The organism is Pseudomonas vanderleydeniana (assembly GCF_014268755.2).
Taxonomy (GTDB): domain Bacteria; phylum Pseudomonadota; class Gammaproteobacteria; order Pseudomonadales; family Pseudomonadaceae; genus Aquipseudomonas; species Aquipseudomonas vanderleydeniana.
In genome coordinates, this window is record NZ_CP077093.1 from 3,784,655 (window position 1) to 3,798,977 (window position 14,323).

At 61.9% G+C, this 14,323-nt stretch carries 13 protein-coding genes and 1 riboswitch; of the genes, 8 read left to right on the top strand and 5 right to left on the bottom strand.

The genetic code is table 11. The annotated features are described in order from the left end of the window. Positions 1–6: 6 nt before the first annotated feature. The 4 genes from HU752_RS17065 to HU752_RS17080 all read left to right on the top strand — a co-directional run bounded on the left by HU752_RS17065 (position 7) and on the right by HU752_RS17080 (position 5,305). Positions 7–906 carry a bestrophin family protein gene (locus tag HU752_RS17065; protein ID WP_186682894.1) on the top strand — a complete coding sequence of 300 codons (900 nt, stop codon included), beginning with the start codon at positions 7–9 and terminating at the stop codon, positions 904–906. 77 nt (positions 907–983) lie between these two features. Continuing rightward, the gene (locus HU752_RS17070; RefSeq protein WP_186682892.1) at positions 984–2,036 is read left to right on the top strand and encodes a tetratricopeptide repeat protein; all 1,053 of its coding nucleotides are present in this window, start codon (positions 984–986) and stop codon (positions 2,034–2,036) included. Positions 2,037–2,132: 96 nt separating this feature from the next. Then, positions 2,133–3,635, top strand: coding sequence for an ATPase domain-containing protein (locus HU752_RS17075; protein ID WP_186682890.1), 1,503 nt, complete (start codon positions 2,133–2,135; stop codon positions 3,633–3,635). Continuing rightward, positions 3,632–5,305, top strand: a complete 1,674-nt coding sequence (locus HU752_RS17080; protein WP_186682888.1) for a response regulator — start codon at positions 3,632–3,634, stop codon at positions 5,303–5,305. The genes HU752_RS17075 and HU752_RS17080 overlap by 4 nt, the downstream gene beginning before the upstream one ends. Position 5,306: 1 nt before the next feature. On the opposite strand, the gene HU752_RS17085 is transcribed toward HU752_RS17080, so the two are convergent. The 5 genes from HU752_RS17085 to HU752_RS17105 form a co-directional block, all read right to left on the bottom strand. After that, positions 5,307–5,684: a response regulator gene (locus tag HU752_RS17085; protein ID WP_186682886.1), complete on the bottom strand. Its 378-nt coding sequence runs from the start codon at positions 5,682–5,684 to the stop codon at positions 5,307–5,309. A gap of 64 nt (positions 5,685–5,748) precedes the next feature. Continuing rightward, positions 5,749–6,942: a hybrid sensor histidine kinase/response regulator gene (locus tag HU752_RS17090; RefSeq protein ID WP_186682884.1), complete on the bottom strand. Its 1,194-nt coding sequence runs from the start codon at positions 6,940–6,942 to the stop codon at positions 5,749–5,751. Next, positions 6,936–7,541, bottom strand: coding sequence for a chemotaxis protein CheB (locus tag HU752_RS17095; RefSeq protein WP_186682882.1), 606 nt, complete (start codon positions 7,539–7,541; stop codon positions 6,936–6,938). Before HU752_RS17095 ends, HU752_RS17090 begins: the two co-directional genes overlap by 7 nt. Beyond that, positions 7,538–8,353, bottom strand: a complete 816-nt coding sequence (locus HU752_RS17100) for a CheR family methyltransferase (RefSeq protein ID WP_186682880.1) — start codon at positions 8,351–8,353, stop codon at positions 7,538–7,540. Before HU752_RS17100 ends, HU752_RS17095 begins: the two co-directional genes overlap by 4 nt. Further along, positions 8,353–11,844 carry a response regulator gene (locus HU752_RS17105; protein WP_186682878.1) on the bottom strand — a complete coding sequence of 1,164 codons (3,492 nt, stop codon included), beginning with the start codon at positions 11,842–11,844 and terminating at the stop codon, positions 8,353–8,355. Before HU752_RS17105 ends, HU752_RS17100 begins: the two co-directional genes overlap by 1 nt. Before the next feature lie 257 nt (positions 11,845–12,101). On the opposite strand from HU752_RS17105, the gene HU752_RS17110 reads away from it, so the two are divergent. From HU752_RS17110 to HU752_RS17125, 4 genes are all read left to right on the top strand, one after another. Further along, positions 12,102–12,458, top strand: coding sequence for a response regulator (locus HU752_RS17110; RefSeq protein ID WP_186682875.1), 357 nt, complete (start codon positions 12,102–12,104; stop codon positions 12,456–12,458). Positions 12,459–12,588: 130 nt separating this feature from the next. Further along, positions 12,589–12,815, top strand: a riboswitch (cobalamin riboswitch). A gap of 97 nt (positions 12,816–12,912) precedes the next feature. Then, a complete protein-coding gene (locus HU752_RS17115; RefSeq protein WP_186682873.1) occupies positions 12,913–13,098 on the top strand; it encodes a CbtB domain-containing protein in 186 nt (61 codons plus the stop codon). A 10-nt stretch (positions 13,099–13,108) separates the two neighbouring features. After that, entirely contained in the window at positions 13,109–13,816 is a 708-nt protein-coding gene (locus HU752_RS17120; RefSeq protein ID WP_186682871.1) for a CbtA family protein, read from the top strand. Then, positions 13,813–14,235, top strand: coding sequence for a cobalamin biosynthesis protein (locus tag HU752_RS17125; RefSeq protein ID WP_186682868.1), 423 nt, complete (start codon positions 13,813–13,815; stop codon positions 14,233–14,235). The genes HU752_RS17120 and HU752_RS17125 overlap by 4 nt, the downstream gene beginning before the upstream one ends. The last annotated feature ends 88 nt before the right edge of the window (positions 14,236–14,323 follow it).

Below are 14,323 nucleotides of genomic sequence, written 5' to 3' on the forward strand. Positions count from 1 at the left end.
CTTCCCATGATTGTCCGCCCCAAGCCGAACCTGATCGCCATCCTGTTTTCCCTCAAGGGCTCCATCGCCCGTCGCATCGCCCTGCGCTGCCTGGTAGTGACCCTGCTCGCCGCAGTCATCGTGCTGGTGGAAACCGCTCACCCGGAGTTCTTTTCCAAGGTCAACGCCACGCCGTTCACCCTGCTCGGCCTGTCACTGTCGATCTTCATGAGCTTTCGCAACAACGCCTGTTATGACCGCTGGTGGGAAGGCCGCAAGCAGTTGGGCCAGATGATCATCGATATCCGCTCACTGATTCGCGAAAGCCAGGTGCTCGGCGACAGCCCGCAACGAACCTTGCTGCTGCGCGAGCTCTGCGGCTTTGCCCATGGCCTGATCGCCCGCCTGCGCCGGGAGAATGAGAGTCAGGCCATCAGCCCCTGGCAGCAGGACATCCCTGCACCCGGCCATCCGAACACGACCGATCAACTGCTGCAACGCATTGGCGCCCGTGTCCAGGGCCTGGTCGACCAGGGCGTGCTCAGCGAATGGCGCTATACCGTGTTTTCCGGGCTGCTGGTCAGCCTCAGCCAGGTCCAGGCCAGTTGCGAGCGGATCAAGCTCACGCCGCTGCCCTTCCCCTACAACCTGCTGCTGCACCGGACCATCTACCTGTTCTGCATCCTCCTGCCCTTCGCCATGGCCGAGCCGCTGGGCTGGCTGACGCCGATCTTCACCGCCATCGTCAGCTATACCTTCCTGGGCTTGGACGAGATCGGTGACGATCTCGAGGATCCCTTCGGTTTCGATGAGAACGACCTGCCCTGCAGCGCGATCCTGCGCACCGTGGAACGGGAAGTGCTCGCGAGCCTCGGCCATGCCGACCTGCCGCCGCCGCTGGAGCCGGTGGATTACGTACTCAACTGAGGCCAGGGTTTGACTCCGGAGCGCGGCTGACCGAAGCTGGCAACCTTACGAAAAGCTCGCCAGCTCACGGACCCTGCATGACGAAGCCTCGCCGCTACCTGCTGATCAGCCTGTTGCTCCTGCTCGCCCTCGGATTCATCTGGCACAAGCTGCCCGGCAAGATGGCCGCTCCGCAGGCACCGCACGTCAACTACGGCCAGGCACTCAAGCAGGCGCACAACGGCCAGCCGGGTGCCGCCCGCGTGCTCTACCAGCAACTGGCGCGCACCGACCTGTCGGATATCCGCCGGGCCGCCCTGCACGCCGAGCTGCCCAACTACCCCAGCCCCCGCGCCCTGAAACTGGCCGATGCGGATCTGCAGAGCCCTTCGGCACTGGTGCGCGAAGCGGCGATCCAGAGCATCGTCGGGCTGGTGCCGGGTGCCCAGCGCAGCCTGCTGCTGGGACCGGTACTGGAAGATGGCGAGCAGGAAGTACGCTTTGCCGCGGCCAACGCCATGCTCGGTCTCTCACCCGATGACCAGGGGCTGTATTTCGCTCCGCTGCAGCAGGTGGTCGAGGAGTACGAGCGCACCCTCAAGGCCCAGCCGGAAAGCGCCGAGGCACAGTTCCAGCTGGCCCGCCTGTACCTGCACGAAGGCCAGCTGGACAATGCCCAGCAATCCCTCGAGCGCATCTCGCAACTGGAGCCGAACAACCTCAAGGCGGTGGTTGCCCAGGTCGAACTGCTCGACAAGCGCAACCAGCCGGACCAGGCCCGACAGCTGCTGGCCAAGCAACTGGAGGTACAACCGCAGTCCGCGTACCTGCAGCATGCGCTGGGTGTCTGGCTGCTGCACCACGGCCAGAGCGAATACGCCCTGCTGAGCCTGGCCAAGGCAGTCGAGCTGGAACCGGACAACACCGAATACCGCTACAAGCTCGCCACCACCTTGCACGACCTCGATCAACTCGAAGCCGCCCAGCGCCAGTTGGAAGAACTGGTCCAGCGCCACCCGGCGAACCGCAAGGCCCGGGTGCTGCTGATCGCCTACTGGAAGGAGAGCGGTCAGTTGCAGAACGTGCAGATCCTGCTGGCACAGCTGGAACAGCAGAATCCGGATGATCCGGCGTTGCAGCAGGGCTTGTAACCTCGGCAGCCAGGGTGCTGCGCTGGCCGAAGTTGGGAACTGCTGCTGATGCACAAGGTCCAGTACTGCAATACTCCAGTCAAAAGAGCCGCAGAATTGACTACACCACCTCTCCCTAACACTGCCAAGGCCGCCACCGGTATCGAAGGCCTGGACGATATCCTCTCCGGCGGCCTGTCCCGTGGTCACGTCTTCCTGCTCGAAGGCGAGCCAGGCACCGGCAAGACCACCGTTGCCCTGCAGTTTCTACTGGCCGGTGCCGCCGTCGGCGAACGCTCACTGTACATCACGCTTTCGGAAACCGAGGAGGAACTGCGTCAGGGGGCCAGCTCCCATGGTTGGACCCTGGACGAAAAAATCGACATCTTCGAGCTGACGCCCCCGGAGAACCTGCTCGATACCGAGCATCAGCAAAGCCTGCTGTATTCCTCGGACCTGGAGCTGGGTGAAGCGACCCGACAGATCTTCGAAGTGATCGAGCGCGTCAAGCCGACCCGCGTAGTACTCGACAGTCTCTCCGAGATTCGCCTGCTGGCCCAGAGCTCGCTGCGCTACCGCCGGCAGATCCTGGCGATCAAGCACTACTTCGTGCGCTACGACACCACGGTCCTGCTGCTCGACGACCTGACCAACGAATCCCTCGACAAGACCGTGCACAGCATTGCCCATGGTGTGATACGGCTTGAGGAACTGGCGCCCAACTATGGTGCCGAGCGCCGTCGGGTCCGGGTGGTCAAGTACCGCGGCCAGAAGTACCGCGGTGGCTACCATGACTTCACCATCAGCAACGACGGCGTGCATGTGTTCCCCCGCCTGGTGGCGGCCGAACACCGTGGCGAGTATCTGCGCCTGCAATTGAGCAGCGGCATCCCCGAGATGGACGCCCTGCTCGGTGGCGGCATCGAAACCGGCTCCAGCACCCTGATCCTGGGCCCTGCCGGTACCGGCAAGACGCTGATCGCGATGATTTTCGCCGCTGCGGCGGTCGCGCGCGGCGAAAAGGCCGCCCTGTTCATCTTCGACGAAGAACTGGGGCTGCTCTACGAGCGCATGAAAAACATCGGCATCGACCTGGCAGCCCTGCGGGCCACCGGCAACCTGTGGATCGAACAGCTCGACGCCGCCGAGTTGTCACCCGGGGAATTCTCCCATCGGGTCCGCCGCTGCGTGGATGAGGGTAATATCAAGACCGTGGTGATCGACAGCATCAACGGCTACCAGGCGGCGATGCCGGAAGAAAACGCGCTGATCCTGCACATGCACGAACTGTTGCTGTACCTCAACCGCCGGGGTGCCGCGACGTTCATGACCGTCGCCCAGCACGGGCTGGTCGGCGACATGCAGGCTCCCGTGGAGATCACCTACCTCGCCGATACGGTCATCCTGCTGCGCTACTTCGAGGCCCTGGGCAAGGTTCGCCGAGCCATTTCGATCATCAAGAAACGCACCGGCTCCCATGAGTCGACGATTCGCGAATACCGCATCAACTCACGCGGCATGACCATCGGCGAGCCACTGGAGGCCTTCCAGGGCGTGCTGCGCGGCGTACCGACCTACCTGGGCGAAGACCTGCCCCTGCTACAGGACGAAGCCTCTTGAACCTGCCGGACGAGGTCTCCGAACGGGCGATCATTCTCGCGCCCTGGGGGCGCGACAGCCAGATCGCACGCCGGCTCCTCGAAGAGGCCAGCCTCAGGGGGGTGGTGAGCACGAGCCTGCAGTCTCTGTGCGATGAGCTCGAACTCGGCGCCGGTCTGCTGGTCATCGCTGTCGAAGCCCTGCAGGCCATCGACCTCGAACCGCTGCTGCGGCAGCTACGCGAACAGCCGGCCTGGTCGGACCTGCCGATCATCCTGCTGACCCATCACGGCGGGCCGGTACAGCCAGCCTCCTCCGACCTGGGTCACCAACTGGGCAATGTCACCTTTCTCGAGCGCCCTTTCCATCCGGTCACGCTGATCAGCCAGGTGACGTCGGCCATACGCGGGCGCAGGCGCCAGTACGAGGCCCGCGATCGCCTGGTTGACCTGAGCCAGAGCGAGCAGCGGCTCAAGGAGACGCTGGAAACCCTGGAGCAGCAGGTCGAGGAACGCACGACGCAACTGCGCCACAACGAGGAAGCACTGCGCCAGTCACAAAAGATGGAAGCGGTCGGCCAGTTGACCGGCGGCATCGCCCACGACTTCAACAACATGCTGACCGGTATTATCGGCAGCCTGGAACTGCTCAAGCGCCGGCTGGCCCGCGGCCGCCTGGACGACCTGGAAAACCTGATCGACCTGGGCGTCACTTCGGCCAACCGCGCCGCCGGCCTGACCCATCGGCTGCTGGCCTTTTCCCGTCGTCAGTCACTGGACTCCAAACCGGTGGAGATGAACGAACTGGTCAGGTCCATGAGCGAGCTGCTGCGTCGCAGCCTCAATGAAAGCATCGAGCTGCGCATGGACCTTGCCGAAACGTTGTGGATCGCCGAGGCCGACCCCAATCAACTGGAAAGTGCCCTGCTCAACCTGGTGATCAATGCACGCGACGCGATGCCTGATGGCGGACAGCTGCTGGTCAGCACCTCCAACCAGCGGCTGGACCTGGCCTTCACCCAGCCCCAGGGCCACCTGGAGCCTGGCGATTATGTCCTGCTTCAGGTCCGGGACAATGGCTGCGGCATGCCGGAAAACATCATCAGCCGCGTGTTCGATCCCTTCTTCACCACCAAGCCCATCGGCCAGGGCACCGGCCTCGGCCTGTCGATGATCTATGGCTTCAGTAAACAGTCGCGCGGTCATGTGTCCATCGACAGCCATGTGGGCCGGGGCACCTCGGTCAATCTCTATCTGCCGCGCTACAAGGGCGAAACCGTGCTCCAGGATGATTCGCTGCAGTTGCTGCCCGCCTCCCATGCCACCGAAGGCGAAACCGTGCTGATCGTCGAGGATGATCCGGCGGTACGTGTGCTGGTGCGCGACGTATTGAGCGAGCTGGGCTACCAGTTCGTCGAGGCCGGAGACGCCAACGCGGCGATCCCGGTGCTCGAATCCGAGCAGCGCATCGACCTGCTGATCAGCGATGTTGGCCTGCCAGGCATGAACGGACGGCAACTGGCAGAGATCGGTCGCCAGTTGCGCCCCGGGCTCAAGGTCCTGTTCATCACCGGCTATGCCGAACATGCGGCGGTTCGCGGCGGCTTCCTCGACCCGGGCATGCAGATGATCACCAAGCCCTTCAACCTGGACCTGCTGACGGCCAGGGTACGGGAAATGATCAACGCCTGAGTCAGGACAGCAGGCGCTGGATCTGCTCCTGCAGCGTGTCGAGATCGAAAGGCTTGGCGAGGATCGGCGCCTTGCGAGTGATCGGGCTGTCCGTCTCGAGAATTTCCGCCGGGTAACCGCTGATGAAGATCACCTTCAGGTCCGGACGCAACTTGATCGCCGGCTCTGCAATGTCGACCCCGGAAATCCCGCCGGGCAGCCGGAAGTCCGTGACCATCAGGTCCAGGTTCGGCTTGGTCGCCAGGATCTCGAAGGCCTGTTCGCCGTTTTCGGCCTGCAGCACCCGATAGCCCTCGCTGGACAGATAGGCCGACAACACCATCAGGATCGACGGGTCGTCCTCGACGATCAGGACGACGTCTTGTGCATCTTCACTCATGGAAAACCTTCATTTTCTAAATTCTGCCAATACGACCACCGGCTGCGCCGGAGGTTGCGTCGGGTTACCGGTTTTCCTGTAGCGGCAGGCGGACGCAGAAAGTCGAGCCCTCGCCCAGCCGGCTGCTGACCGTGATTGTACCGCCATGGGCGGCAACAATCTGCTCGGAAATGAACAGGCCCAATCCGAGTCCTGCCACCGCATGGCCTGCCGAGACACGCTCGAACTGCTGGAAGATGCGCTTCTGGTTCTCTTCGCTGATACCAATGCCGCGATCGCTGACCTCGATACAGGCCTGGCCGTCCCTGGTGTACACACGCACACCGATCGGGCTCTTGGCCCCATAGCGAACGGCGTTGGTCAGCAGGTTGGAAACCACCTGCTCGATGCGGAACTCATCCCAGTTCCCCTCCACCGGCCCAGCAGCCTCGTATTCGAGCGTCGAATCGGCAGCCTGTACCTGAGGGGCAAAACCCTCCAGCAGCTTGGCCACCAGTTGCGACAGGTCGAACCGGCTGGGCCGGATCGACAGCTTGCCGGTGCGGATACGCGACACGTCGAGCATGTCCTCGATCAGCCGGATCAGGCTCTGGATCTGCCGTTCATCACGCTCGACCATCGCATTCATCTTGTCGAGCGTGAAGGCCGCCGCGTTGTTGCGGGCCAAATGCATCTTGCGCAGTTGGGTCTCGAGAATCAGTCCGTTGAGCGGCGTGCGCACTTCGTGGGAGACGATCGACATGAAGTCGTCACGCATGCGCACCGCACGTTGCAGCTCCTCCTGGGTCGCCTGCAACTCGCGCAGCAACGCCTCCTGCTCACGCCGGCTCTGCTCCAGGGCCTCGACCTGCTGCTTCATGGCCTTGCTCTGGCGATAGAGTTCGACGAAGACATTGACCTTGCTCTTCACCGCGTGGGTATCCAGCGGCTTGTAGAGAAAGTCCACCGCCCCGCTTTCATACCCCTTGAAGGCATAGTTGAGCTCGCGCCCGCCGGCACTGACGAACACGATGGGAATATGCTTGGTTTTCTCCGTGCCGCGCATCAGCTCGGCCAGTTCAAAACCATTCATGCCCGGCATCTGCACGTCGAGAATGGCCATGGCGAACTCGTGTTGCAGCAGCAGGGACAGGGCCTCATCCGCGGAATAGGCCTTGTAGACGACGCGATCCTCACGTGTGATCAGCGCTTCCAGCGCCAGCAGATTTTCCGGCAGATCGTCAACGATCAGCAGTTTGGCCTGGATAGTACTTAACATGCGATTCGTTCCAACTCGGCAAGCAGGCGGCCGATGCCGCGAAGGGGAAGTATGTAGTCGGGGGTATGCAGCGCCAGGGCCGCCTCGGGCATGGTCGCCACCCGCGCCTCACGGGGATCCTGGACCACCGTCAGGCCGCCATGGGCCTTGACCTGCGCCAGCCCGTTGGCACCGTCATGGTTGGCGCCGGTCAACAGCACTGCCAGCAGGCGTGAACCGTAGGTGTCGGCGGATGATTCGAACAGGTAGTCGATGGAGGGACGCGAATAGTGCAGGCGCGCCTCGCAACTGAAGGAAAAACTGCGGTCCTGCTCCACCGACAAGTGATAGCCGGGTGCAGCGAAATACAGGGTGCCAGGGTTGATCGACTCTTTGTCGGCCGGCTCCTTGACCGGCATCGACACGCGCCGGGCGAAGACCTCGGCCAGGTGACTCTTGCGTTCCTCGGGCATGTGCAGCACGACGATGATCGGCAGGCTGAACCCGCTCGGCAACTCGCCGAATACCGTCAGCAATGCCTCGACGCCGCCCGCCGAGGCGCCCATGGCGATGGCCTCGACACGCTGTCGCTGGGTGAACTCAAGGGCCAGTCTGTTCATAGCTTGCGATAGATCCGCTCTTGCTTGACCAAGGTCTCGAACTGCTTGCCGAAGGAGGAAAATTCCAGCGTTTCCTTGTTGCCCAGTGCCAGGAAACCGCGGTGGCAGAGCGACTCATGAAACAGACCAAAGGCTCGATCTTGAAGCTTTTTATTGAAATAAATCAATACATTACGACATGAAATTAACTGAGTTTCCGAGAACACGCTATCCGTAGCCAGGCTGTGATCGGCAAAGGTCACGTTCTCGCGCAACGTCTTGTCGAAAATCGCATAACCATAGGCCGCCGTGTAGTACTCGGAAAACTCCCGCTGGCCACCGGCCTGCTGATAGTTGCGGGTATAGAGACGCATGCTGTCCAGGGAAAAGATTCCCTGCTTGGCCTTTTCCAGGGAGCTGGGGTTGATATCGGTGGCATAGATGATCGTGCGCTCCAGCAAGCCTTCTTCGCGCAACAGGATCGCCATCGAGTAGACCTCTTCACCGGTGCTGCAACCGGCGACCCAGATCTTGATCGAGGGATAGGTCCGCAGCAGCGGCACCACCTCCTGGCGAATCGCCAGGAAATGGCTGGGGTCACGAAACATTTCGCTGACCGGAATGGTCAGGAACTGCAGCAACTGCATGAACGCCGTCGGGTCATGCAGCACCCGCTCCTGCAGCGCGGAAATCGTCGCGCAGTCGAACTGGCGCAGGGCGTGGACGACCCGGCGCTTGATCGACGCGCCGGAGTAATCGCGGAAATCGTAGCTGTACTTGAGGTAGATCGCCTCGATCAACAGGCGTATTTCAATGTCGATATTCTGCTGCACTAGATCCTTTCCATTTTCGGCAACCACACGCGAATCAGCGAGAACAGGCGATCCAGGTCGATGGGCTTGGCCAGGTAATCATTGGCGCCCGCCTGCAGGCAACGCTCCTGGTCATCCTTCATCGCCTTGGCCGTCACCGCGATGATCGGCAGCTTGCGCCAACGCGGATCCTTGCGGATCTCGACCGTGGCTTCATAGCCGTCCATCTCCGGCATCATCACATCCATCAGTACCAGATCGATGTCGTCGACTTCGTTGAGCCGCTCTATCGCTTCGCGGCCGTTACGACCGATCTCGACGACCGCCCCCTTGTGTTCCAGGGCACTGGTCAGGGCGAAGATGTTGCGTACGTCGTCGTCCACCAGCAGGATCCGGCGACCTTCGAAAACCTTGTCACGACTACGAGCGGTCTTGAGCATGCGCTGACGTTCATGGGACAACTGCGATTCGACTTTGTGCAGAAACAATGTCACTTCGTCGAGCAGGCGCTCCGGCGAACGCGCCCCCTTGATGATGATCGAGCGTGAATACTTGCGCAGGTCAGCCTCTTCATCACGGGTCAGGTTGCGCCCGGTGTAGACGATCACCGGCGGGAACGAGCGGATCTCGTCGGTGGACATGCGCTTGAGCAGCTCATTGCCGAGCATGTCCGGCAGCTTGAGGTCGATGATCATGCAGTCGTAGACGTTTTCGCGTAGCAGGTCCAGGGCATCCTGGGCCAGACCTACCGCCGTGATCTGGATGTCATCATCGCCAATCAGCCGGGCAATGCTGTCGCGCTGCAGGTCGTCGTCCTCGACCAGCAGGACGCGCTTGACCTTCTGGGTCAGCTTGGCCTCGAGCCGGGAGAAGACCTCCTTGAGCTCCTCGCGGGTCGTCGGCTTGACCGCATAACCCATGGCGCCCATGTGCATGGCGGTCTCGACACGGTCTTCCACGGAAATCACATGCACCGGGATATGCCGGGTCGATGCCTGTTCCTTGAGGCGCTGCAACACGGTCAGGCCGGAATGGTCAGGCAGGCGCATGTCCAGCAGGATCGCATCCGGGATGAACTGTGCCGCCAGGCCGAACCCCTCATCGGCACCGTGGGCGACCAGGCACTGGTAACCCAACTCATGGGCCAGGTCGTAGAGAATCTGGGCAAAGCTTGGTTCGTCCTCGACCACCAGGATACTGCGGGTGGTGAAGGGAGCCTTGTCACGGTCGTCGGCGAAACGCTCAACGGGTGTATCGACCACCACCGGCGGCTCGACACGGGGGCGGGCCGGCATGATCGAATCGGCATGCACCGGCGCCGTCGCGACCGGCACATCGCCGCTGGCCATGGTGTACTCACGTGGCAGGGCCAGGGTGAACACGCTGCCCTGCCCCGGCACGCTGGCGACGCTGATCGAACCGCCCAGCAGGGTCGCCAGGTCGCGGGAAATCGACAGGCCGAGGCCGGTACCGCCATACCGCCGGTTGGTGGTGCCGTCGGCCTGGTGGAACGCCTCGAAGATGCTTTCGTGCTGCTCGGCGGCGATGCCGATTCCGGTATCACGAACACTGAAGACGATACCCACGCCTGGCCGGCTGGAGACGGTCAGGTTGACGTGACCCTTCTCGGTGAACTTCAGCGCGTTCGACAGCAGGTTCTTGAGCACCTGTTCCAGGCGCTGACGGTCGGTGAACAGCATCTCGGGCGCGCCGTCCTCGATCACCACGCTGAAACCCAGCCCCTTGTCGTTCGCCAGCGGCAGGAACAGGTTGTCCAGGCCTTCGACCAACCGCGCCACGCTGGTGTTCTCCGGACGCACTTCAAGCTTGCCGGCCTCGACCTTGGCGATATCGAGAATGTCGTTGATCAGGTTCAGCAGATCGTTGCCGGCGGAATAGATCGATTCGGCGAACTTGACCTGCTCGTCGGTGAGGTTCTCCTGAGGGTTTTCCGCCAGCAGCTTGGCCAGGATCAGCGAGCTGTTGAGCGGCGTGCGCAGCTCATGGGACATGTTGGCGAGGAACTCGGACTTGTACTTGCTCGAGCGCTGCAGTTGCTCGGCGCGCTCCTCGAGCTCGGCCTGGGCCAGATTCAGTTCGCCGTTCTTGCGGTCCAGGGCATCACGTTGCTCGGAGAGCGCGTTGGCCTGTTCGGCCAGTTGCTCGTTGCTCTGCTCCAATTCGGTCTGCTGGGTCTCCAGATGTACCTGGGACTCCTTGAGCACCCGGGACTGTTCTTCCAGTTCCTCGTTGGCGGTCTTGAGTTCCTCCTGCTGGACCTGCAGTTCCTCGTTGAGCTGCTGCGTCTCGGCCAACACCTCTTGCAGGCGCTGGCGATAACGAGCCGCTTCGATGGAGGTGCCGATGCTGCCGGCGATCAGTTCCAGCAGCTCGATATCGCGCTCGCAGAGCTCACGCAGAAAGCCCAGTTCGATCACGCCGTTGACACGCCCGTCATCGCTGGTCGGCACCACCACCACATGGCGCGGCAAGCCCTCACCAAGGCCGGAACTGACCTTGAAGTAATCCTCCGGGACTGCATCCAGGCGAATCAGCCGCCCCTGGGTCGCGACCTGGCCGACAATGCCTTCGTCGGTGAAAATCTCCACCCGCTGCTGCTCCTGCTCGCGGGATAGGCCGTAGGTACCGATACGCCGGAAACCACCATGCTCCTCACGAACATACAGGGCCCCCACGGCACAATCCAGGTATTGGGAGCAGAACTGCAGGATGTTGCGCCCCAGTGGGCCCAACCCCAGTTGCCCCAGCATCTGCGAGCCCAACTCATTCTGTCCGCCACGCAGCCAGGCCTGCTTCTCGAGCCGCTCCGAACTCTTGCGTTGCGACTCGAGGGTTTTCCCATAACTATTTGAAAGATCTAGTAAATTTTTTCTTCCAACATAGGCCAGCAGCGCGCTCAGGCCCAGTACGAAGACCAGGTAGACACCAATGATCCAGATGGTGGTATGCCTGACATCCTCATTGCGAGCCAGGCGCAGTTGCTGCTCGGTGTCGATGGCGTTGGTGTACTCGTTGCGAATCTCGTCGGTCAGGCGCTTGCCCCGGCCAGCCTTGATCGCCTCGCGATAGTCGCCCTTGCTACGCTGCAGATCGATCATCGACTGCGCGTATTCGGTCCAGGCCCCCTGCAGGGCCTCGATACGCCTGAAGCGATCGACCTGCTGCGGATTATCCCCCACCAGCTGCTGCAGGCTACGCAGTTCGGCAATGATCTTCGGCTTGGCGACCTCATAGGGATCGAGGAAATGCTCGTCGCCCGTGATCAGGAACCCGCGCATGCCGGTCTCCAGGTCGACCGACAGCGTCATCGCCTCGTTGACGTTGTTGATCACCCGGTCGGTGTGCTGCACCCACTGGATCACCGAGAGCAGATAGGTGATCAGGGCCACGAAGAAAACGGCACTGAGTACGCCCACCCCCAATGGCAGGCTGATGTTGCGGCTCAAGAGTTTGCGAAAACTGCTCTCATCAACCGAAGACGGTGAATTCATTTCGGGCCCCGGAGGAAGTCTTGAAAATTAAGGAGTTTGCCGTAATTCTGAAAAAAGGATCCATTTTTCTCACAGCGTAGAAGGCATTTTCTCGCCTCGCACTGCACAGCATCAACCAGACCGGCTATCCTGCCACACTTATACAGCCAATGTTTTTTTGTACAAGAAATAGAACTTGTACCGATTCGCCGCTTACCAATACAAGACAAGGGACAGGCAGCCTCCTGTTCCCGCTTTCACTTTTCGGGAAAACCGCCATGTGTGCAGCCAGCTCCACCATCCTCGTCGTCGAAGACGACACCATTGTCCGCATGCTGATTGTCGATGTGCTGGAGGAACTGGAATTCAAGGTACTGGAGGCCGGCAGCAGTGACGAGGCCCTGGAAATCCTCAACGACCCGGCCATGCCGATCGACCTGCTGATGACCGACGTCGGCCTACCCGACATGGATGGCCGCGAACTGGCGAGCACGGCGCGCCAGGCTCGCCCCGAACTGTCGGTTCTGTTCGCTAGCGGCTACGCCGAAAGCATCGAGGTGCCCGCCGGCATGCAGGTGATCGGCAAGCCCTTCTCCATCGACCAGTTAAGGGACAAGATCAAAAGCATAATATAACTTTTTGTTTTTATTGATTTTTTTATTCTAGAATTCACTTTAAGTTCAGCCCACCCCTCATTCATGCCTGCGCATCCATGACGCCTTGACCGCGCTCGGTTCAGTTGACGCACGGACACACGGCATGGTTTCCTAGCCGCCTGTTCTGGGTGCCCTTCACAGGGTGAAACGGGAAACCGGTGCGTCGGCGGATGATGATTCATCACGCCAGGCAAGTCCGGTGCTGCCCCCGCAACGGTAAGCGAGAGAAGCGTCGGATCCACTGTGCCACTCGGCATGGGAAGGTGATGCTGGAAGGTTCAAGCCACGCTCGAACCCCTCGCGAGCCCGGAGACCGGCCCGGAAAAATCGAATGACAAACCTGCGGTGGGCAGGCGCTGTTGAAACCTGCGGACCCGTTCCGACAGGTTTTCTTGCGCTTGGCCGCCCGCTGAAAATCGCAGAGGGAAGCGCCATGTCCATTACTACCGCCAGCCATAGCGGCACGACTACATCGACTCGCACTCAACGCCTGGTTGCCGCCATCGGTGCCAGTGTGCTCGGCGTGCTGCTGGTTTACTTCGCCGGTTTCTCGCATATCGATGCCGTCCACAATGCGGCCCATGACACGCGCCATAGCGCCGCCTTCCCGTGCCATTGAGACAACCGACATGATCCAGCGCATTGCCCGAACCGCCGGTTTCAGCGGACTGCTGGCCGCCCTGCTGCTGACCCTGCTACAGAGCTTCTGGGTCGCGCCACTGATTCTCGAGGCGGAAACCTACGAGAAGGCGCCTGCCAGCGAAGCCCATGAACACACCGATGCCGCCCTGGCCGGCCACAGCCATGAACACGATGCAGAAGCCTGGGAGCCTGAAGATGGCTGGCAGCGCGTGCTGTCGACCACAGGTGGCAACCTGGTAGTTGCCGTCGGCTTCGCCCTGATGCTCGCCGGCCTCTATACCCTGCGCGCACCCAATCGCACGTCCCAGGGACTGCTCTGGGGCCTGGCCGGCTATGCCACCTTCTGCCTGGCGCCCACCCTGGGGCTGCCGCCAGAGCTGCCCGGCACGGCCGCCGCGGACCTGCTGCAACGGCAGATCTGGTGGGCCAGCACCGCAGCGTCCACCGCCGTGGCCATCGCCCTGCTTGTGTTCGGTCGGCATTGGGCACTCAAGTTGCTCGGCGTGGCCATTATCGTGGTTCCTCACGTGATTGGCGCACCACAGCCGGAAGTACATTCGAGCCTTGCGCCGCCCGCACTGGAAGCGCAGTTCAAGATCGCCTCGCAATTGACCAACGCCGTCTTCTGGCTGGCCCTGGGCCTGGTCAGTGCGTGGCTGTTCCGTCGCAAGAACGACGATCAGTACCCGGCATGACAACTCCCGACGCGAAACCGACCTTGGCGGTTGGTTTCGGTTGCCGACAAGGTTGCGAAGCCCCGGTGCTGCTGCAGTTGCTGGAACAATCGCTGCTGGCCCGGCGAATCGACCTGGCCAGCATCGCAGGCCTGGCCAGCATCGACGGGAAACGCCACGAGCCGGGACTGATTGAACTGGCCCGGCACCTGCAACTGCCATTGGTGTTCTTCGAGGCCGCGGCCCTGCAGCCGTATGAGCCTCGCCTGAGCCATCGTTCGAGCCTGGCTTTTGCCCGCACCGGCTGCCACGGCGTGGCCGAAAGTGCCGCGCTGGCCCTGGCCGAACAGCTGGGCCAGGCCCCGGCCAGTCTGCTGATTTCACGCCAAAAGCACCCGCAGGCTACCTTTGCGCTGGCCTGGACCGGGCAAAACCCCTGATAACCCCCTCCTCCTGCATGAGCGCTATTCATGTCGGCCCCAGAATTCGCGTCGCGACCCAGCCAGCAAACCTGGGTGCACTCAACGC

Excerpts from the sequence above, each read along its gene's own strand:
- HU752_RS17065 (WP_186682894.1), top strand. The coding sequence starts at position 7 with ATGATTGTCCGCCCCAAGCCGAACCTGATCGCCATCCTGTTTTCCCTC.
- HU752_RS17070 (WP_186682892.1), top strand. The coding sequence starts at position 984 with ATGACGAAGCCTCGCCGCTACCTGCTGATCAGCCTGTTGCTCCTGCTC.
- HU752_RS17085 (WP_186682886.1), bottom strand. The coding sequence starts at position 5,684 with ATGAGTGAAGATGCACAAGACGTCGTCCTGATCGTCGAGGACGACCCG.
- HU752_RS17090 (WP_186682884.1), bottom strand. The coding sequence starts at position 6,942 with ATGTTAAGTACTATCCAGGCCAAACTGCTGATCGTTGACGATCTGCCG.
- HU752_RS17095 (WP_186682882.1), bottom strand. The coding sequence starts at position 7,541 with ATGAACAGACTGGCCCTTGAGTTCACCCAGCGACAGCGTGTCGAGGCC.
- HU752_RS17105 (WP_186682878.1), bottom strand. The coding sequence starts at position 11,844 with ATGAATTCACCGTCTTCGGTTGATGAGAGCAGTTTTCGCAAACTCTTG.
- HU752_RS17110 (WP_186682875.1), top strand. The coding sequence starts at position 12,102 with ATGTGTGCAGCCAGCTCCACCATCCTCGTCGTCGAAGACGACACCATT.
- HU752_RS17115 (WP_186682873.1), top strand. The coding sequence starts at position 12,913 with ATGTCCATTACTACCGCCAGCCATAGCGGCACGACTACATCGACTCGC.
- HU752_RS17120 (WP_186682871.1), top strand. The coding sequence starts at position 13,109 with ATGATCCAGCGCATTGCCCGAACCGCCGGTTTCAGCGGACTGCTGGCC.
- HU752_RS17125 (WP_186682868.1), top strand. The coding sequence starts at position 13,813 with ATGACAACTCCCGACGCGAAACCGACCTTGGCGGTTGGTTTCGGTTGC.